Origin of the sequence: Paenibacillus antarcticus (assembly GCF_001637225.1) — a bacterium.
Lineage (GTDB): Bacteria > Bacillota > Bacilli > Paenibacillales > Paenibacillaceae > Paenibacillus_AQ > Paenibacillus_AQ antarcticus.
Genome location: NZ_LVJI01000014.1, coordinates 230,935 through 250,934, shown reverse-complemented (window position 1 = coordinate 250,934; position 20,000 = coordinate 230,935). Strand labels below are relative to the sequence as shown.

At 40.3% G+C, this 20,000-nt stretch carries 25 protein-coding genes; 24 read left to right on the top strand and 1 reads right to left on the bottom strand.

Going from position 1 to position 20,000, the window contains the following annotated elements:
- The 18 genes from PBAT_RS09605 (at window position 1) to PBAT_RS09520 (ending at window position 14,655) form a co-directional block, all read left to right on the top strand.
- Complete coding sequence (locus tag PBAT_RS09605; protein WP_068648919.1) at window positions 1–687, top strand: phosphoribosylanthranilate isomerase; 687 nt, start codon at window positions 1–3, stop codon at window positions 685–687.
- Window positions 684–1,880: a tryptophan synthase subunit beta gene (gene trpB / locus PBAT_RS09600; RefSeq protein ID WP_068648917.1), complete on the top strand. Its 1,197-nt coding sequence runs from the start codon at window positions 684–686 to the stop codon at window positions 1,878–1,880. Before PBAT_RS09605 ends, trpB begins: the two co-directional genes overlap by 4 nt.
- Window positions 1,877–2,683 (top strand): tryptophan synthase subunit alpha, encoded by an 807-nt coding sequence (gene trpA / locus PBAT_RS09595; protein ID WP_068648915.1) that lies wholly within the window; start codon window positions 1,877–1,879, stop codon window positions 2,681–2,683. The genes trpB and trpA overlap by 4 nt, the downstream gene beginning before the upstream one ends.
- Before the next feature lie 24 nt (window positions 2,684–2,707).
- The gene (gene hisC, locus PBAT_RS09590) at window positions 2,708–3,805 is read left to right on the top strand and encodes a histidinol-phosphate transaminase (protein ID WP_068648913.1); all 1,098 of its coding nucleotides are present in this window, start codon (window positions 2,708–2,710) and stop codon (window positions 3,803–3,805) included.
- Window positions 3,806–3,836: 31 nt separating this feature from the next.
- Complete coding sequence (locus PBAT_RS09585; protein WP_068648911.1) at window positions 3,837–4,934, top strand: prephenate dehydrogenase; 1,098 nt, start codon at window positions 3,837–3,839, stop codon at window positions 4,932–4,934.
- Window positions 4,935–5,151: 217 nt separating this feature from the next.
- A complete protein-coding gene (locus PBAT_RS09580; protein ID WP_068648909.1) occupies window positions 5,152–5,556 on the top strand; it encodes a DUF3224 domain-containing protein in 405 nt (134 codons plus the stop codon).
- Between the two features lie 564 nt (window positions 5,557–6,120).
- A complete protein-coding gene (locus PBAT_RS09575; RefSeq protein WP_068648907.1) occupies window positions 6,121–6,714 on the top strand; it encodes an RNA polymerase sigma factor in 594 nt (197 codons plus the stop codon).
- Window positions 6,711–7,313 carry an anti-sigma factor gene (locus PBAT_RS09570; RefSeq protein WP_068648904.1) on the top strand — a complete coding sequence of 201 codons (603 nt, stop codon included), beginning with the start codon at window positions 6,711–6,713 and terminating at the stop codon, window positions 7,311–7,313. The genes PBAT_RS09575 and PBAT_RS09570 overlap by 4 nt, the downstream gene beginning before the upstream one ends.
- Window positions 7,314–7,348: 35 nt before the next feature.
- Entirely contained in the window at window positions 7,349–7,942 is a 594-nt protein-coding gene (locus PBAT_RS09565) for a histidine phosphatase family protein (protein WP_068648902.1), read from the top strand.
- Window positions 7,943–8,161: 219 nt separating this feature from the next.
- Window positions 8,162–9,307 (top strand): hypothetical protein, encoded by a 1,146-nt coding sequence (locus tag PBAT_RS09560; RefSeq protein ID WP_068648900.1) that lies wholly within the window; start codon window positions 8,162–8,164, stop codon window positions 9,305–9,307.
- A 42-nt stretch (window positions 9,308–9,349) separates the two neighbouring features.
- Window positions 9,350–9,856, top strand: a complete 507-nt coding sequence (locus tag PBAT_RS09555; RefSeq protein ID WP_068648898.1) for a gamma carbonic anhydrase family protein — start codon at window positions 9,350–9,352, stop codon at window positions 9,854–9,856.
- Window positions 9,857–9,880: 24 nt separating this feature from the next.
- Complete coding sequence (locus PBAT_RS09550) at window positions 9,881–10,060, top strand: IDEAL domain-containing protein (protein WP_068598407.1); 180 nt, start codon at window positions 9,881–9,883, stop codon at window positions 10,058–10,060.
- Between the two features lie 73 nt (window positions 10,061–10,133).
- The gene (locus tag PBAT_RS09545) at window positions 10,134–10,568 is read left to right on the top strand and encodes a DUF2487 family protein (protein ID WP_068648896.1); all 435 of its coding nucleotides are present in this window, start codon (window positions 10,134–10,136) and stop codon (window positions 10,566–10,568) included.
- Window positions 10,569–10,746: 178 nt separating this feature from the next.
- The gene (locus tag PBAT_RS09540; protein WP_068648894.1) at window positions 10,747–11,292 is read left to right on the top strand and encodes a QcrA and Rieske domain-containing protein; all 546 of its coding nucleotides are present in this window, start codon (window positions 10,747–10,749) and stop codon (window positions 11,290–11,292) included.
- Between the two features lie 16 nt (window positions 11,293–11,308).
- Window positions 11,309–11,980 carry a menaquinol-cytochrome c reductase cytochrome b subunit gene (qcrB, locus tag PBAT_RS09535; protein WP_068530469.1) on the top strand — a complete coding sequence of 224 codons (672 nt, stop codon included), beginning with the start codon at window positions 11,309–11,311 and terminating at the stop codon, window positions 11,978–11,980.
- 18 nt (window positions 11,981–11,998) lie between these two features.
- Window positions 11,999–12,874 carry a menaquinol-cytochrome c reductase cytochrome b/c subunit gene (locus PBAT_RS09530; RefSeq protein ID WP_068648892.1) on the top strand — a complete coding sequence of 292 codons (876 nt, stop codon included), beginning with the start codon at window positions 11,999–12,001 and terminating at the stop codon, window positions 12,872–12,874.
- Window positions 12,875–13,077: 203 nt separating this feature from the next.
- Window positions 13,078–13,716 carry a DUF1405 domain-containing protein gene (locus PBAT_RS09525; RefSeq protein ID WP_068648890.1) on the top strand — a complete coding sequence of 213 codons (639 nt, stop codon included), beginning with the start codon at window positions 13,078–13,080 and terminating at the stop codon, window positions 13,714–13,716.
- Window positions 13,717–13,806: 90 nt separating this feature from the next.
- On the top strand, window positions 13,807–14,655 hold the full coding sequence (locus tag PBAT_RS09520; protein ID WP_068648888.1) for a sporulation protein YpjB: 849 nt from the start codon (window positions 13,807–13,809) through the stop codon (window positions 14,653–14,655).
- Between the two features lie 117 nt (window positions 14,656–14,772).
- On the opposite strand, the gene PBAT_RS09515 is transcribed toward PBAT_RS09520, so the two are convergent.
- Window positions 14,773–15,642 (bottom strand): YitT family protein, encoded by an 870-nt coding sequence (locus tag PBAT_RS09515; protein WP_068649075.1) that lies wholly within the window; start codon window positions 15,640–15,642, stop codon window positions 14,773–14,775.
- Between the two features lie 183 nt (window positions 15,643–15,825).
- Here PBAT_RS09515 and PBAT_RS09510 point away from each other — a divergent pair, with 183 nt between their 5' ends.
- From PBAT_RS09510 to bshA, 6 genes are all read left to right on the top strand, one after another.
- Entirely contained in the window at window positions 15,826–16,155 is a 330-nt protein-coding gene (locus PBAT_RS09510; protein WP_068590241.1) for a nucleotide pyrophosphohydrolase, read from the top strand.
- Between the two features lie 50 nt (window positions 16,156–16,205).
- On the top strand, window positions 16,206–16,745 hold the full coding sequence (locus PBAT_RS09505; protein WP_068648886.1) for a tetratricopeptide repeat protein: 540 nt from the start codon (window positions 16,206–16,208) through the stop codon (window positions 16,743–16,745).
- A gap of 21 nt (window positions 16,746–16,766) precedes the next feature.
- Window positions 16,767–17,570 (top strand): 4-hydroxy-tetrahydrodipicolinate reductase, encoded by an 804-nt coding sequence (gene dapB / locus PBAT_RS09500; protein ID WP_068648884.1) that lies wholly within the window; start codon window positions 16,767–16,769, stop codon window positions 17,568–17,570.
- An 18-nt stretch (window positions 17,571–17,588) separates the two neighbouring features.
- Entirely contained in the window at window positions 17,589–18,011 is a 423-nt protein-coding gene (mgsA, locus tag PBAT_RS09495) for a methylglyoxal synthase (RefSeq protein ID WP_068648882.1), read from the top strand.
- Complete coding sequence (gene bshB1 / locus PBAT_RS09490) at window positions 18,008–18,700, top strand: bacillithiol biosynthesis deacetylase BshB1 (protein ID WP_068648878.1); 693 nt, start codon at window positions 18,008–18,010, stop codon at window positions 18,698–18,700. The genes mgsA and bshB1 overlap by 4 nt, the downstream gene beginning before the upstream one ends.
- Window positions 18,701–18,809: 109 nt before the next feature.
- Entirely contained in the window at window positions 18,810–19,988 is a 1,179-nt protein-coding gene (gene bshA / locus PBAT_RS09485) for an N-acetyl-alpha-D-glucosaminyl L-malate synthase BshA (RefSeq protein WP_068648876.1), read from the top strand.
- Window positions 19,989–20,000 lie beyond the last annotated feature (12 nt).

Genomic DNA, 20,000 nt, shown 5'->3' with positions numbered 1-20,000 from the left:
ATGAAGAATACAGTCGTAAAAATCTGTGGACTTCAGGACGTTGAAGTGCTAAAATCGATGTTAAACTTACCGGTGGATTATATCGGATTCGTATTTGCTAACAGCCGTAGACAAGTTACAGCTGAAGATGCAAATATACTTTTAGAACAACTCCAGGATTGGCAGCATGAGACACGACCTGAAAGTGTAGGGGTATTCGTGAACCCTGATATAGATTTTTTGTCTAAAGTAATGGAACAAGCACCACTCGATGTCATTCAGTTGCATGGACAAGAAGATGCTGTTTTCTGTGAAGAAGTGAAGCGAAAGTTCGGAGTGAAAGTATTTAAAGCTATTTCAGTCCATAGTAAGGGAACTGAGAATGGTTCGGAATTGATGGAGCCACATGTGATTGCCAATGATTATATTGGTGTTATTGATGCACTGTTACTGGACACGTTCGACCCTATTTATGGCGGTGGTTCTGGGCAGACCTTTGCGTGGGAGCAAATCCCACATTACCAGAATTGGAGCAAAGAACACGGAGTTCCGCTGTTTGTGGCAGGTGGTCTTGAACCCAATAATGTTAGTGAATTAATTGCGAAGTATCATCCTTATGGGGTTGATGTTTCTAGCGGCGTTGAATCTAATGGTTTGAAAGATATAGAGAAAATCAAAGCTTTTACTGAAAGGGTGAAACAAATATGACGCAAGTACCAGATGAAAACGGTCGTTTCGGTAAATTCGGGGGGCGCTTTGTACCTGAAACATTGATGAACGCTTTGCTAGAATTAGAGGAATCTTATAATCAAAACGCAGCTGATCCTAGCTTCCAAGAGGAAATTGACTATTTGTTGAAACAATACTCAGGTCGTGAGACCCCGCTTTATTATGCTGAACGACTCAGTCAACATTTAGGTGAAGCGAAGATTTATTTGAAACGTGAAGATTTAAACCATACAGGTGCTCACAAAATCAATAATGCTATCGCTCAAGGTCTTCTTGCAAAGCGTATGGGGAAGAAAAAGGTCATTGCTGAGACGGGAGCTGGCCAGCATGGTGTAGCTACAGCTACAGTGGCTGCACTACTTGGCATGGAGTGTAAGGTGTTCATGGGAGAAGAAGATACGAAACGTCAAGCTCTGAATGTCTTTCGTATGAAGTTGCTCGGCGCGGAAGTCATTCCAGTTACTTCAGGGTCGCGTACATTGAAGGATGCAGGAAATGAGGCACTTCGATACTGGGTTAGCAATGTAGATGATACGTTCTATATCTTGGGTTCTGCGGTTGGGCCACATCCTTATCCGATGATGGTTCGTAATTTCCAGAGAGTTATCGGAGATGAGACAAGACGCCAAATTCTTGAAGCTGAAGGTCGACTTCCCAACATACTTGTAGCCCCAGTTGGCGGTGGTAGTAATGCGATTGGGATGTTTTATCCTTTCATCGAAGATAAGGAAGTTGCTATGGTTGGTGTGGAAGCGGCAGGAAAAGGTGTGGATACAGATTTCCATGCGGCCACGATGACTAAGGGGACACATGGTGTATTCCAAGGCTCTATGAGTTATCTTTTACAGGATCAACACGGTCAGGTAATAGAAGCTCATTCCATTTCGGCAGGACTTGATTACCCAGGTGTTGGGCCAGAACACTCCTACCTTAAAGATATTGAGCGCGTCAAATATGTTCCGATCTCAGATCAGGAGGCACTTGATGCACTGCAGTTGCTCTGTCGGACAGAAGGAATCATCCCTGCACTTGAATCTGCACATGCTGTAGCTGAGGTTATTAAGATAGCTCCTAAGCTAACGAAGGATGATATTATTGTTATCTGTTTATCTGGACGTGGAGACAAAGACGTTGAATCCATCATGGCATACACAGGAGGTGTTCAGTCATGAATTTAATGGATCAGACATTTGAAGTGTTGAAGAGTCAGAATCGTACCGCACTCATGCCGTTTTTGACAGTAGGAGATCCGGATATTGAGACGACAGTAGAAATCATAGTACAATTAGAGGCAGCTGGCGCAGATATAATAGAGTTAGGGGTACCTTATTCCGATCCACTAGCGGATGGACCTGTTATTCAACGGGCATCTCAACGGGCATTAAAGCATGGGGTTACGATTCGTACAGTTATGGAAACGGCCGTTAAAGCTCGTGAGTCAGGCGTCACAATGCCATTTATACTATTCACATATTTCAATCCAGTGTTACAGATGGGACTGGACCTGTTCTTTAAAGAAGTTCAGACCCATGAAATAAGTGGACTTATTATTCCAGATCTTCCTATAGAGGAATCAGAGGATATACGGCGTCGTGCTGATGAAGCTGGAGTTAGTTTTATACCTTTGGTAGCACCAACTTCAAACGAACGAATTGAGAAGATTGTAAGCAATGCAAGTGGTTTTGTGTATTGTGTTTCTTCCTTAGGGGTAACTGGCGAGCGGTCTTCATTTCACCAAGGGGTTGAAGAATTTATTCAAACCGTAAAGAAATATACCAATATTCCAGTTGCAATTGGGTTCGGTATCTCTACACAAGAACAGGTTGCGCACTTCTCGCAAATATGTGATGGTGTCGTTGTTGGTAGTGCCATTGTTCGAGAGATTGAGTCCGTGATTCCGTTATTAAATGATGTTAGTACAAGGCAAGAGGGACTATTACAAATTCGTGAGTTTGTGGCACAATTAAAAGCATAATATAGATAGAAAGCGAGTGTTATTATGAAACCTAAATCCCATATTGTGAGCCTACCTGTATATCAACCAGGAAAACCAACTGAAGAAGTGAAACGAGAATTTGGATTAACTGAGGTTATTAAGCTAGCATCCAATGAGAATCCATATGGAGCATCTCCACACATTAAAGATGCGGTCCTTTCTGAACTTGAGAACATCAGTATTTATCCCGATGGTAGTGCAGCGAATTTGACTACAGCATTAAGTAATCATTTAGGTGTGAATAGTAACCAGATCATTTTTGGATGTGGATCGGATGAAGTCATTGCATTAATTACTCGCGCTTTTTTTGTTCCAGGTGATGAGACGATCATGGCTGATCAGACGTTCTCGGTGTATAAGAGTAATGCGGATATTGAAGGTGCTCTAAGCATTGAAGTACCACTTAAGAATGGAACGCATGATCTAGATGCAATGTTGGCTGCTATCAATGAGCGTACTAAGATTGTATGGGTATGTAATCCGAACAATCCGACAGGGACTATCGTAACGGAGAACGCGTTAATTGCGTTCTTAGATGCTGTTCCTTCCCATGTATTGGTTGTACTTGATGAGGCTTATTGTGAATTTGTAACAGACTCATCATATACAGATGGCATAACATTGCTAAGCCAATACCCTAATATCGTCGTCCTACGTACATTCTCCAAAATATATGGTTTGGCTTCTTTACGTATTGGTTATGGCGTAGGAAGTGCTGAAGTGATCAAATTAATTAATCAAGTTCGTGAGCCATTCAATACGTCACGGCTCGCACAAGTTGCTGCAATTGCTGCATTGGAGGATCAAGCTTTTGTAGAGCAATGCCGCACGCTAAATGCACAAGGAATTGTGTATTTACAAGCAGAGTTTGACCGTCTAGGGTTAACCTATTTGCCTGCAAACGGGAATTTCATTATGGTTGATGTTCGCAAACCATCTGGTGACATATTCCAAGGGCTATTGCGAAAGGGTGTCATTATTCGTGCGGGGCATCAACGATACCCGAGTTATATTCGTGTGACTGTAGGTACGCCAGAACAAAATGCGGTGTTCATTCAAGCGCTTGAAGAAGTCCTTCATCAAGTATCCGCCCAAGTGTAAATAATAAATTTAAGAATAGAAATGAGATATCATGAACACTACAAAAATAGCTATCTTTGGAGTAGGATTAATCGGGGGTTCATTGGCACTTTGCTTTAAAGATAAGCCAGGAATTACGGTGGTGGGCCATGCCCACCGCCCTGATTTAATGGATAAATATATCAGCAGAGAAGTTGTGGACAAGGCTACACTCTCGATAGAGGAAGCGGCTTGTGATGCTGATTTTATTTTTCTGTGTGTACCTGTAGGTAAGTTAGAAGAATATTTAGAGAAGTTAAGTGTGCTACCCTTAAAGAAGGGTTGTATCATTACGGATGTGGGAAGTACCAAAGCAAGCATATCCGCAAGCGCTGAAGCATTAGCACTGAAAGACGTTTATTTCATTGGTGGACATCCTATGGCTGGATCAGAACGATCGGGTGTAGAAGCGGCTTCAGTCCTTCTGTTCGAGAATGCGTATTATGTATTATGTCCTTCATCAAATGTGCCAGATGAAGCGATGGGCTCTCTAGAACGTCTACTTTCTTTTACGCGTGCTCAGATTGTGAAGGTGGAACCGAAGCTTCATGACGAGATCGTAGGTGCAATTAGCCATCTGCCGCATGTTATTGCAGTAGCTCTGGTTAACCAAGTCTGTGATTTAAACGAATCTAATTCATTATACCGAAGGTTGGCAGCGGGAGGATTTAGAGACATCACGCGTATTGCTTCAAGTGACCCTATCATATGGCGGGACATTCTTCTGAATAACAATGAGGTAATGCTACGATTGCTTAGAGATTGGAACTTGGGTATTTCTTCTTTTATCGAAATGCTTACGACCAGCAATGGAGAAGGAATAGAAGCAGCTTTTCAGAAAGCCAATGCTTTCCGTAACGAACTCCCCGAGGGACGCAAAGGAATGATTGCTCCTTTATTTGATCTATATTTGAATGTCCCGGATCATCCCGGTATCATTGGTAAGATTGCTACTGAGCTTGGCTCAGAGCAGATCAACCTAAGTAATATTCAAATTATAGAGAGTAGAGAAGATGTTCCTGGTGTCATGCGACTTTCATTCCGTCAGGAAGAGGATATGGAACATGCAAGGATCGTACTGCAAGAGTTACAATACACCGTATTTATATAATTAATAAAAGTGTTTACATTAACTTATAAAACATTAATTGACAAATGAAAACGGATACATTACAATGAACTTACAGTATGGTTTCTCTCCACTCCTATCCAATACTTTCGCTCTGACTTGAGCGGGGACCACTTTGAAAAAAGTGGTCTTTTTTTTGTCTTTGGAAATAACTAATGATGTGTTAGATACTTAATATATAGATTATGGAGGCATACATATGACCAACAGTATGCAAGTCAAAGCAAACTTTAAATTAACAAAAGCGAATGAAGTTATTTTTAGTGAAATCGAAGGAGGAACTAAACTCACACAAGGATGTTTTACTATGGAGTATAGTGGAGGCCTGCACGGAGAAGGTGTACTTCAAGAATTGAAATGTTATTTGCCAGACGGGTCTGCGACTGTATACGGCTTAGAACGGATCACAGGGTGCATAGAAGGTAAATCAGGGAGTTTGGTATTAGTACATGATGGAAGATATGAGAATGGTGAACTTACCTCACATCGAAAGGTTATGAACGGTTCTGGAACTGGGGAATGGACAGGGATTTTTGGTGAGATTAACTTTGAGTCTGGGAGTGCTGACCAGTTCACAATTACGTTTGATTATTACATTGAGTAGAACCACTTATTTAGAAGTACAACGGTTATATGATCGGTTAACCTATGAACAGGCCACTCGAAATAAAAGTGGTTTTTTTTGTTCTGTGATCATAAGAACTGCAACTTCATGATCTATTTATGCGTTTAGTAAAGTATATGGGATGGGTGCTACTTGAGTCGAGGTTGCATTTAGGGCGGAGGAACGACGTTGCTTCAGTAATTCAATTCTTCTGATAATAATTGAATATTAGATGGGATTACGGCATATAAGAAAGAGATAAAATATGGAAAAAATGAGAGAGGAGCAATAGGCATATGAAAGGGAATTTTGATGAATGTTGTCATCCATGGTTAAATAAGGAAGAAGGGGGATTCTATCAATCTACCTGACTATCATTTTAATTTATGTTACAATGAATAAGTAAGTTTGTTGAATTGTAGTGGTTTTTTGCGTACATAGAGGATGTTGTTTGGGGATTTTATTATTATATAGCGGTTAAACCGCAATTTTTTTGCCAGTTCGGCTCGATTTTTGTTTGAATTAGAGCGAGGAACAAATGGTTGGCGAGGAGGTCGCACTCATATGACGGACTCCCAGATGGTTCGCGAGATAAAAGAGGGAAATGTCGAACTTTATTCTGTATTAATGCGTCGTTATCAGCGTAAAATATTAGCGTTTGTATATCATATGCTTAAGAGTTCCAATATGGAGCTTCAGGCGGAAGATCTATGTTCTGAAACTTTCTATAAGGCTTACCGCAGCCTAAATACATTCAGAGAAGTGGATGCGAGCTTTTCCACGTGGCTTTACACGATTGCTCGTAATACAGTTCTTAGTGAACTGCGTAAACATCGCAATGGAAATATACCATTAGAAGAATGCGGGATTGTTCCGGTAGCACCACTTGAAGTTGCACCTGAACAAACAATTCTTCGCAATGAAAAGGTTAATCTGGTAAGGACTGCGATTAATAACTTGCCGGAAAAACAACGTTCTGCTTTGATTTTGAGAGAATACGATCAATTAGATTATCAGGAAATCGCTAATATTTTGGAACAAAGCGTAAGTTCTGTGAAATCGCTTTTATTTCGTGCACGTTCTAGTGTGAAGACACAACTTGAACCTTACTATTATGACCACATTAATGATGAGTATGAAGGGATGACAAGCAGATGAAATGCTGTGAGGCTCAGGAGTTATTCGGGTTAATGTGGGATGTTCCCAGTGAAGACCCGAAGAGGCGTATGTTAGAACAACATATAGCAACCTGTACCGAATGTTCAGCTGAATTCGAATTTTGGGAAGAGAGTAAATTATTAATTCATGGTTTAAGTGTAGAAGTTACTGAGCTACAATCAGAGTCTGTGAACCGTCAAGTCATGGATCGAATATATAGCGAATCTCCTTGGCTGATTCAAGATAAGGGTAAGCCATTTGCGGTATCTGGAGCAACTCGACGGAAATTATCACTATGGATTACAGCCTGTCTGATGTTGTTTTTTATTAGTTTTTTCTATCTAGTCATGATGGATCGATCAAGTCCACCAATGAATTCTGCTCCTACGAATGGCATTTTGCCTACGGGTGTGGCAGGGATTCCTAATGTTTTTCCACAGGATGGAAATTATATCATTCCTGCGTTAAATAGTGGCATTATTGAACCTTTGGTGGTTACTATGGGGCCGACACATCCTATATATTGGATGGTTTTATCTATTTTGAGTGTAGCATTGGCACTATATTCTTTAAGAAGGTTGGGTCGCATTCGTCGCTGAGGATATGTTACTTAACTGAATGGAGGACAAACAGGATGAGATTAGGTCTAATTCGTCATGGCGTTACTGACTGGAATATGATTGGTAAAATTCAGGGACAAAGTGACATTCCTTTGAATGATGATGGACGATGGCAAGCGAGAGCATTGGGTGAACGTCTGCGAGAAGAATCTTATAAGTGGGATTATATCATCAGCAGTGGTCTATCGCGTGCTGAAGAGACGGGATCTATAATTGCTAATATCTTGAACATCCCACTTCTAGAACCTGATAAACGCCTATTAGAGCGTTCCTTTGGGCAAGTAGAAGGCCTTTCTGCGGAGGAACGTGAGAAAAATTGGGGTAAAGAATGGGACCAGCAGGACCTTGGACAAGAGAAGAAAGAAGCTATCCGAACTCGAGGGCTTGCATTCGTGGAAGATATGTGGGTTAGATATCCAGATAAGAACATACTTGTGATTAGTCACGGTGGCTTTTTAGCTGTCTTATATACAGCCATGTTTAATGATCGATTTACGGAGCGAATTGGGAACTTGTCACTTACTATCCTTGAGAAAAAGGACTTGGACTGGACGCCACTACTATACAATTGTACCCGTCATTTACTTGAAAAACAGCTTGAGTCCTAAATAATAGGGCTTTTTTTATGTGTAAAAATAGGTTGTATCTGGTTTTATTTATAGTAGGTGATGGATTAGGTTTAGATTTAGTGAAAAACGTCAACTATGTATTCAAATGATTAACTTGAGATCCTGTTGAAATGCTGAATCGATATTGGAATGGTGCAACCTAGTATCAAATCACGAAAACATACCAATAATGGAAATAAAACGGCGAGGCGATCAAGGATGAATCTAGCGGATATGCTCACGTTTGCTGACATTGGTCAGTTGACCACTATTGCAAGTCACTATCAATGCGAGTGCAAGCGTAATTCAAAACACGAGTTAATTCAGAGCATCTTAGTGACTTTGAATCGCAGGGAATTTATAGGACAACAAATTCGATGTCTCTCGGTAGACGATTTACGGTTTCTGAACGCCATCTTGTTTGACAGTCGAAGTTACTTCAACGTGGAAGAGTTAATTGCCATCATTAGGCAGACCTCATTTCAAATAGTTGAGGGAGAACGATCCAAGGAGCAACTTAAAGTTCCAAGTCCCCGTGAGGTCATTGCGCGCTTCAAAAGTAGTGGCTGGTTATTTAATGGTATGACACAGTATACAAGGTACTTATTTCAGGTTCCAGAGGATTTAAAGGAAAGGTTTCGTAAGGAACTAGGTTCTTATGTAAAAGGTACAATACTTCTCACTGAAGAACCAACTATTTATAGGGAAGAGCAAGGTCTTGTTGCAGAAGATTTAGTTTTCTTTCTCCGTTTTGTTCAACACACAGAGATTGAAATGAATCAGGAAGGTACGATGTACCGAAGAACACAGCAACAGATCATGGAAAGTTTCCATATTGCTGAAGAACTTCTTTCCAAAGGAGGATGGCGCTTTGGTTATGGAAGAACCTTTACGGCTTATCCTAGCAGGTTAGCTTTGATCTATGATTATGCATTTCATATGAATTATATTGAAGAGATGGGTCATAGACTAAAGATAACCAACATGGGAATGGAAAGATTAGATCAAGGTAAAAGTGAAGGTATGGTACAGATTTTTCGCTATTGGTTAAGATTGTATAAACAACCTATTCCGAATCTGTCGTCTCTTGTCTATTGGGTTGGACAGTGTGCATATGAATGGATAACGATTTCATCTTTGCACGAGGCCTTAGGTTGGCTGATTAAACCGTATTACTATGACACTTCGCAATCGATTATGGAACAACGCATACTTCAAATGATGATGCACCTTGGCCTTGTCCGCATAGGGAGTACTGAAGAAGGTGCAGTTGTGAAAATGACCGTGTGGGGTAACAGAATGGTTGAAAAGTGCACGCTTCATGCGAAAGATGACGAATTAGATCTGAGGATTGACAAGGTGTAAACCAATTGGTACAATCACTCCCAAGTTAAGGAGTGATGAGAGATGTTGATCACATATGGTAGTAAGCTACCTAAGTTACATAGCTCCGTATTTGTCGCTGAAGGTGCCAAGATAATTGGTGAAGTTGAGATTGGTGAGGATTCAAGTATATGGTTTAATGCCGTACTACGTGGTGATATGGCTCCAATTATCGTTGGAAGTCGTTGTAATATTCAAGATGGCACAGTAGGACATGTTAATACATCACAGCCCCTTATTCTAGCTGATGAAGTTTCTGTAGGACATGCGGCTATTATCCACGGTTGCAATATAGGTAAAGGCACATTAATTGGAATGGGAGCAATAGTTCTGAACGGAGCAGGTATTGGTGAATATGCTTTAATAGGGGCGGGGTCAGTCGTAACTGAGAACACAATCATTCCACCCTATACCCTTTCCTTGGGAACGCCTGCTAAAGTGGTACGCGAGCTAACAGAGAAAGATTTGCAACGTATGGCGATGACCATGACTAATTATGTAACCAAAGGAAGGGAATATAGGTTCTCTTAACCATTCGTTTGGAGGTGCATCCAATTGGATAAGTTGAAAGTTACTTACGAAGTCATGTTGGGATTAGCTGCTGAGATGGTCTGGGACGAATGCATACGTAAACATCGTAGAGAAGAGCTCTATAAGGGAATTGACAGCGCTTTAGCTAATGGAGATAAGATGGCATTTACTGAACTGACAGATGAACTTAAATCTTTAGAATGAAGAAATGCATCTATGCATTTCTTCTTTTTTAGTTTAAATTAAATGGTATGAAGTAATAGAGAGGATGACTAGTGTGAAGTTCAGCGAGATATCTCAAGCGTCTTGGTCAGAGTTACAACCCTATTTAGATACCTGTGTAATTCCGTTTACGGGTTTGACGGGTGTGGAATCTCCCGTTGAAGCTACGGCTTCATTAGAAAGATTACGTGATTTCATGGATTTAGTAGAAATACGTTATAAAGGCAGGACTGTAACCTATCCAGCTTTTCATTATGTGAATCAAGATATTTCCAAATCATTGAATGAATTATGTCATAGAATTAAGGAAAGTGGATTCAAATATGTTATCATTATGACAGCGGATACAATACTAGAAGAATCAAGAGTATTAAATTGCGATTTAATACTGTCACAGCAACAGTTAGCGCCATTATATGAGAACGATCAGAACTTGCTATCTTCTATCATTCAAGACAAGGTTGAAAGCCTCTGGAAGACTAAACGGTGAGCCAAATGTGACAAAATTTCAACAATTATTTTATGTAAATCTTTCTTGTTGACATGAAAATGTGTATAATTCTTGACGGTCTCAAGAGGCTAATATATTATTAATATGTCCTGGTAATTTGTGTGATTAATATCATTGAAAATGAAGTATGAATGGGTTGAAAAAGGGGGTTGAAGACATGGAAAACAACCGAAATGATCATCATGAAGAAGAGCACCAACCCAATAGTCGTAAAGAAATGTCCCGTCGACAATTTCTAACGTATACTTTGGGAGGCGCAACTGCTTATATGGCCGCTGGTGCAATCTTGCCAATGGTACGTTTTGCAGTTGATCCAATTTTGCATAAGAAAACTGATGGTGATTATGTAAAAGTAGCAGAAATTAGCAAGATTACCAATGAACCACAAGAATTCACCTTTGAACTTAAGCAACAAGATGGCTGGTATCCTAGTACAGCTAACTTAGTCGCATGGATTCGTAAGGATGAAGCAGGTAACATTTATGCGTTGTCACCCATCTGTAAGCATTTGGGATGTACAGTGGGATGGAATAACAATAGTAATTTCCCAGATGAGTACCACTGTCCTTGCCACGGAGCTAGATATACTAACGTGGGTAAGAATTTAGCGGTCTCTCCTAAGCCACTCGACACGTACAAAGTAAAGATCGAGAACGGTTGGGTCTATCTAGGTAGCACTGAGCCAAATACGGAAGTGAAATAGGAGGCGAAAATTTCGGATGTTTAAGAATATCTATAACTGGATTGACGAACGTCTCGATGTCACGCCGATATGGAGAGACGTTGCGGATCATGAAGTACCGGAACACGTAAACCCGGCGCATCATTTCTCAGCATTTGTTTACTGCTTCGGTGGATTGACATTTTTCATTACTGTCATTCAGATTTTGTCGGGTATGTTCCTGACAATGTATTATGTACCAGATATTATTAATGCATACAACAGTGTTGAGTATTTACAGACACAGGTTGCATTTGGTCAAATCGTACGCGGTATGCACCATTGGGGTGCGAGCCTAGTAATTGTAATGATGTTCTTACATACCATGCGTGTATTCTTTACGGGTTCCTACAAAGCACCTCGTGAAATGAACTGGGTTGTAGGTATGCTTATATTCTTCGTAATGCTAGGTCTGGGATTAACAGGTTATTTACTTCCATGGGATAACAAAGCATATTTTGCAACGAAAGTTACGATGGAAATTGCAAACTCTGTTCCATATTTAGGGCCTGTTCTGAAGGAATTAATGCAAGGCGGTACAATTGTTGGTGCTCAGACGTTAACCCGGTTCTTTGCCCTTCATGTATTTTTCCTCCCGGCTGTACTGTTAACTCTGTTGGTTGGACATTTCATCATGATCCGCAGACAAGGGATTTCCGGTCCACTATAATAGAAGGGAGGAATTTTGATGGCGCACGGAAAAAAATCGGACGAAAAAATTGTCTATGTTGGTGATACGCGAGTTAAGAAATCCAAAGGGTTTGTTGTGCCACCTGATTACACATCATATCCTGGTAAATCAGAAGCTTTCATCCCTAACTTTTTGTTGAAAGAATGGATGGTTGGGGTGGTCTTTCTAGTAGGATTCTTAGTCCTAACGATTGCCGAACCTGCACCATTGGGCTATCCAGCAAATCCAAGTGCAACGATCATTCCGATGCCAGACTGGTATTTCTTATTTCTTTATGAATATTTGAAACTACCTTATGCCTCAGGTGATTATGTGGTCTTAGGAGTAATTGGTGTCACGGGGGTTGCCTTTGGTGCACTGTTACTCGCTCCTTTCCTAGATACTGGTAAGGAAAGACGGTTTTATCGTAGACCTATCGCTTCTTCCCTTATGATCCTTTCGATTTTGGCAATTGTATATCTGACAAATGGTGCATGGACCCATTACACTAGTGAAATGGAAAAAACAGGTCAGAAGGCAGAGCATATCCAACGTGAGGAAGATGCAGAAGAGAAACGTGCTAAAGGTCTTCCTACTTCGAATGCAGTGGTAACCAAAGAAGTTGCCATTGTAGAAAAAGAAGATGTAGCTATGGAAACATATAAAAAAGCAGGTTGTATTACTTGTCATGCTGCGGATATGAAGGGTGCATCTGGCCCATCATTACGTGGTATCGGTGATGTACATGACAAAGATGCAATCTTAACCATTATTAAAGAAGGCTATGGCGATGGTAAGATGCCTGCTATGTACGATAGTGCTATTGCAGCTGGTCTTACAGATCAAGATGTTGATCATCTAGCCGATTGGCTTGCGAAACAAAAAGCAGAATAGTAGGATATAATAAGATGAAAACCTGGTCGGGTTAAACGATCAGGTTTTTTTTGAAAAGATATGAAAGAACGCGTTATTCCTGGTAGTTATTTCTAAGTATTTCACTAGAGATGGTTACAAGCCAATATGGGATAGTAATCTACTTCCTTTTGGATGAAATGATAAATGAAGTGCTTAACTTACTTTTTAAGGAGGAACAAAGGGTGTCGATTTCTTATTTATGGAGCCGATCTTTTCTATGTAATCGTAAATTTCTATGGCTCTTGTTTATATGTAATGTGATTGGAACGATCTACGGATACATATGGTATGGCAATCAAATGGCATATACATTAGAGAATTACGCTTCATGGTTAATTGTGTTTGTTCCGGATAGCCCAACAGCAAGTTTGTTCTTTACGATTGGGATAGGATGTTTATTGTACAAGCCTCGTTCGATATGGGGTAATCAAATCCGCTATTTATTTGAGTCGCTCGCTGTGGTAACTTCAGTAAAGTATGGATTATGGGCTAGTAGCATGATATTCGCCGGTCAATATCAGGGAGATGTACTCCAATGGCAAGATTGGATGTTAGTGGTATCTCACACGGCAATGGTAATTGAAGCACTGCTATATGTACGTTTCTTCGGGTTCAATACCACTGCATTGATAGGCGCTGCTGCGTGGACATTGTTAAATGACTTCATTGATTATTCATATGGTATATATCCATGGCTACCTAGTGTTTTAACTGATAATATTACCGGGGTTCAGAATTTCACAATTGGTCTTACCATCTTTAGTGTTATTGTATCTTGGATAACATTAAGATTTGCTAGACGGAATGCTCTTAGTGCTTAGGTGAATGACTTAAATTGTATATTTGAATCTGAGCCTATGTGTTCTATATACATCCCTTTTACCATACATATACGGTAGGAGGGATGTCCCATGTCACGTAAATTCATATCTCATCCACTAATAACGATGTTGGTAGTCTTCATCATCGTCTTTATGCCTAATTATCACATGATCTGGGCGGATGAATCATCATCACTGCCTTCTAAGCAGGCTAGACAGCTAAGTGAGGCTGTAGAGGCGTTATATCGTGATGTAGTAGATGGTAACATAACGAAAGTTCGTCTTGAAACAGAACGGATTGAGATATTATTTACTTCGTCATCCTTTCAAGGACTAACTGAAGTCGAGGGTATTCATGCTCTTGCAGAGTGTATTGTAGAAGTGAAAATAGCTACAGCTCAAGCAACCCTTCAACCTGAGTTATGGTTACAAGCGATAGCGAAATTACGGTTAGCAGCAGATAGTCTAAGTAATAGACAACAACCTTTATGGCATCAATATTATAAAGTGGTGCGTGAGGACCTGAGTAGGATGCAGAGTCAATTGAATTTAAATGATAAAGAAGGTTTGAAAGAAGCCTATGATAGCCTTCAAACCCATTATGAATTGATCCGTCCCGCCATTGTTATACAAAAGAAGCCTTTTGAGGTTAATATGATCGATTCATGGATATCGTACGCGGGTGGTGTAACTACCACGATAACTTCGAAGCCAGAAACGATACGGAGTATGATTTCACAAGGTGAAGAGCATTTTAATACGTTATTTGGCAAAAAGAAGGACGAATCCGCGTTTGCTCCTCAAATTCAATATAATACATCCAATAAGGGCATTTGGCTCGGTGCAATATTTATTCTCGCTATCCTATCCTATGTTGGTTATCGTAAATATCGAGGGGAACAGAGTAGTATGAAAGCTCTTCCACCACCTAAGCTGTAAAAAAAGGGTCACTTCTAAGCGTTGTTATCGATGTCCAGTGAAGTTGATCCTTATATTGTCGCTAAAACGGCTATGCCGCCCTTGTAAAAGGACGGAATAGCCGTTTCTACTTGTGTGCTATTCCTCTCTAAAGCCTTCTCCATGTACATCACGAACATCGTTAATGATCACAAAGGCTTTGGGATCAATAGATTTTACAATGAGGCTTAGACGCCGAATTTCCTGTCTAGAGACAACACAGTAGACCATATATTTGGCCTGCTTAGAATAGGCACCAATCGCTGGAATAAGGGTTACGCCTCTATCCATTTCTTTCGTGATCAAATCTGCAATCTCAGGTGCTAGGTCGCTAATGATTGTGAAGGCTTTTGCAGCATAAGCACCTTCTTGGATGAAATCTATGACTCGCGATGCGATATATACCGCAACGAAGGTATATAATATTTTCTCCTTTGGGATGAAGAACAAGGATGCGCCGATGATGATGATATCCAGTGCGAGAATGACTTGACCCATGCTCCAACCAAATTTACGGTTGCATATTCTTGCTACGATGTCTGATCCCCCAGTAGTTCCCCCGAAGCGAAATACAATTCCAAGTCCTGCGCCAAGTGTTACTCCTGCATAAAGGGAGGCTAGAATGTAATCGTATTGAGTTATAAAGGGAGATATTACACCGCGCTGAATCAATATCTCAAAAAACCATAGAAAAAAAGTCAAAGATAAAATGCCTACGCCAGAATAGACCATTTGTTTCTTTCCTAAGACCATCCATCCCAGTATAAATAGCGGGATATTTAAGATGAGCGTAGATAAAGAAGGTGGAATCTGGAAAGCATAATTAAGCAAGATTGTAACCCCTGTGATTCCCCCCTCCATTAATTGGTTAGGAATAATGAAGTAGAGAAGCCCGAAGGCGTAAATGGCGGTACCTACAATAATAGGTATGATCATTCTAAGTTGTGTAACGATGTTGGTTAATTTCATAGGATCCTCACTTTTCATAATTAGGAAAAACCTAGATTTATTTGTCAACTATAGTATACCTATTTAGGCTATTTAATAAAAATATTTGTTTCAAAATAGCTTTAATATCTCATTTGGAGTAAAATGATTACGAGAAAATCCAATGTTGTCACAAGTATTTCACTAAAGGGGATTGGTTCAAATATGGAGAAATCTTTGGCGGAAATGCAACGAGAAGTGGACCTCTACATATCACAATTTAAAGAAGGGTATTTCAGTCCATTATCTATGTTAGCGCGAATGTCGGAAGAAGTAGGCGAATTAGCGCGTGAGGTGAACCATCAATTTGGTGAAAAACCTAAGAAGCCAAGTGAAGAAGATAACTCGATTGAACTAGAGCTTGGAGATATTATGTTCATTACGATGTGTTTTGCAAATTCACTAGGTATTGATCTAAGTAAAGCGCATGACTCCGTCATGCATAAATTTAATACGCGTGATGCTAATCGTTGGACTTTGAAAAACACCGATTAATAATTTTGACATATGCTGTAGTAAAACCTATTTTGAAGGTGTGAACAGCTATGAAATCGGAAGACTATGTCCAACAGGCATATCATTGTATTTTACAAAATGACTTCATGGAAGCCATTCGCCTTTTTGAAGAAGCCATTGCTATAAACCCGGCTGATGCTGAGATTCATTATAAATGCTCTATTACCTATGCCCGCAATAACAGGATTGATAAAGGTATTGAACATGCTGAAAAAGCACTTGAACTTGCGCCGGGGAAAATCATTTATAAATATTATTTGCAGCATCTTAAAGCTATGCAACTGGTTCATGAGTCCAAGAAACAAATGGATAAGATGAGTGGTACTTCTGTTGTCAATCTTTATCAAGTCGTGTTTCTGTTAAAGGAAGCTATAACATTGGATCCTTTAAATGCTGAAGCGTACGTATGGTTAGCTCTAACCTATAGTGAGCTGAATGAACATGCGGCTGCGATCTCGACTTTAAAAGAAGGTCTCTATCTCATGCCAGCAGAACAGGGTCTTGATAAATTGTTAGAACAATTAAAAAAAAGATTTAGAAAGTATATAAACGATTCATTAATTGAGTAAGAACAAGAGGGAGATGGGACAATGTCAAAACCAATTAGAGTAGCGGTCGTAGGTGCAGGAGGCCGTATGGGGAGAGAAGTTGTTAAGTTGGTTCTGGAGGATCAAGAACTTGAATTAGTTACAGCTGTGGATCGCTCTGCAGGGGAAGTGGATGCTGGTATCCTAGTGGGACTACCAGCATGTGGTGTTGTAATTACTTCAGATATGGAACTTGCTTTTGTAGAACATAAACCGGATGTTATGGTTGATTTCACTACACCACAATCAGCGTATGGTAATACGTTATTGGCGATTAAACATGGGGTACGTCCGGTGATTGGAACGACGGGATTTACACCGGAACAAATCAAGGATCTGGACAAGCTGTGTATAGAGAAGGAGATTGGTGGATTAATCGCACCGAATTTCTCAATTGGGGCTATCTTGATGATGAAATTTGCAGCGCAAGCTAGTAAGTACTTCCCACATGTTGAGATTATTGAAACTCATGGTGATCAGAAGTTAGATGCACCTTCAGGAACAGCTATCAAAACAGCAGAAATGATCGTTGAGAATCGTCAGGAGCTTCGCCAAGGAAATCCGAATGAAGAAGAAGTTATTGAAGGAGCACGTGGCGGTTACTATAATGGATTTAGAATTCATAGCGTACGTTTACCAGGGGTCTTTGCTCAACAGGAAGTGATATTCGGTGGATATGGCCAAACACTCAAAATTCGTCATGATTCATATGAACGCGCTGGATATATGCCTGGGGTAAAAGTAGGCATTCAAAAAGTTATGGAGTACACCGGACTAGTATACGGATTTGATCAATTCATCGACTAACTAGGAGTGATAGAAACTATGAAAATTGCATTTATTGCACATGATCGTAAGAAGGAAGAAATGGTTAATTTCGTAATTGCCTATGAACGTGTTTTTGAGGGTAATAAATTATATTCAACAGGAACCACCGGACTAAGAATTATGGAAAACACGGATTTGAAAATTCATCGCTTCATGTCTGGTCCACTGGGTGGCGATCAACAAATTGGTGCACTTGTAGCCCAAAATGAGATGGACCTTATTATATTCTTAAGAGATCCACTCATGGCACAACCTCATGAGCCGGATATTAATGCACTTCTTCGTCTATGCGATGTTCAGGGTATACCTCTTGCAACGAATATTGCAACAGCGGAAATTCTGGTCAAAGCATTAGATCGCGGCGATTTTGCGTGGCGTGACCTCGTACATAAGTACAAGCCGATTAGTGAAGAGCTATGACAGAGCAACTTGATATCCTCGTGTTCGGTGCACATGCAGATGACGCAGAGATTGGGATGGCAGGTACGATTTACAAACATGTTGAAGCAGGTTATCGTGTAGGGATTTGTGATTTGACTTTTGCGGAGATGTCTTCCAATGGGACTGTGGAGACACGTAAGCAGGAGGCTGAAGAAGCGGGTAAGGTGTTGAAGTTGACTTCACGGAGTAATCTGGGACTTCCAGACCGTGGATTATACTTGACTCCGGATAACGTTAAGGCAGTAACGGAAGAAATTCGTGCGTGTGCGCCTCGGATGATATTTGCTCCCTACTGGGAGGATAGACATCCAGATCATGTCGCTTGTAGTAAGCTAGTAGAAGAGGCTGTGTTTAATGCAAAACTCCGGAGGTATATGCCGGAGCATCCTTTTGTGAATGTGGAACAATTATATTTCTATTTCATTAACGATCTAGGGAAAGCTGATCTTATTGTGGATATTTCGAAGCAATATGATGTGAAGGAAAAGGCGCTGTCTTGTTATCGTTCCCAGTTTGAAAAGTCAGCAACAGAAACGGTAGTCACACCGCTCAATCAAGGATATATTGAGCGAGTGAAATCGAGAGACAGATTGGTGGGTCAACGCAGATTGGTACCCTTTGCTGAAGGATTTGCAACGAAGAGTCCTTTCTTAGTTGAACACTTTTAATTATCTATATTACTAGTTAAACCATTTGTGAATTCCAGTGTTATATATTTCGTCTCCTACCATGCATAATATAGGTAAGTGAGTGTGAAAAGGAAAGGGGGCGGTCGTTATGGAGCAAGGTCGATCATTAAAAATAGGAATTACTTGTTACCCATCTCTTGGTGGTTCAGGAGTTGTGGCGACAGAACTTGGTAAGATTTTGGCTGAAAAGGGTCATCAAGTACACTTCATTACGCAAAGCATTCCATTTCGGTTAGGTACGAAGTTTCAAAAAAATATTTTTTATCACGAAGTGGAAGTAAGTGACTATTATGTATTCCGTTATCCGCCATATGATTTATCATTAGCTACTAAGATGGCACAGGTAGCCAAAATGCAGAATCTTGATATTCTCCATGTCCATTATGCTGTTCCTCATGCGGTATGTGCATTTCTTGCCAAACAGATGGTAGGAGAGAAGCTGAAGGTAGTTACAACTCTTCATGGGACGGATATTACAGTCTTAGCACAGGATGAATCGCTTAAGGATCTTATTCGGTTAGCTATCAATGAGAGTGATGCGGTCACAGCGGTATCAAATGATCTAATCAGGGAAACTAGAGATGTCTTGGATATTAGCCGAGATATTGATTTGACATATAATTTTGTGGATAAGCGAGTGTATTATCCTCGCGACACTTCTTCTTTACGTGGAGACTTTGCGAATCCAGATGAGAAAATACTGATGCATATTTCCAATTTCCGCCCTGTTAAACGTGTGTCGGATGTTGTGGATATTTTTGCTAAAGTGAATAAAGTGATTCCTTCCAAATTGTTGTTCGTAGGAGAAGGACCGGATCTACCCAAAATACAAAGTAAAATAAATGAATTAGGACTCGGAGATAAGGTTCATTTTCTCGGCAAACAAGATGAGATAGCTCATGTGATTTCTTTGGCAGATGTATTATTACTACCTTCTGAAAAAGAAAGTTTCGGTCTAGTTGCGTTAGAAGCGATGGCATGTGGGGTGCCGACAGTAGGTTCTGAGGCCGGAGGAATTCCTGAACTAGTTATTCATGGCGAAACAGGGTTCTTAGCTCCCATTGGAGATGTAGATCAAATGGCAGACTATACGATTCGTCTCCTAAGTGATCCAGCTTTATCTGAGAAATTCATAAATGCATCTCTTAAGCGCGCACGCGAGAATTTCTGCGATGAGTTGATTACGAAAAATTATGAAGACATTTATTACCGTGTTCTTGGAAGAGAAGTTCCGAGTTCCGATCATCTAGATAAATTATGCAGGTAGGCTGTATGTTCC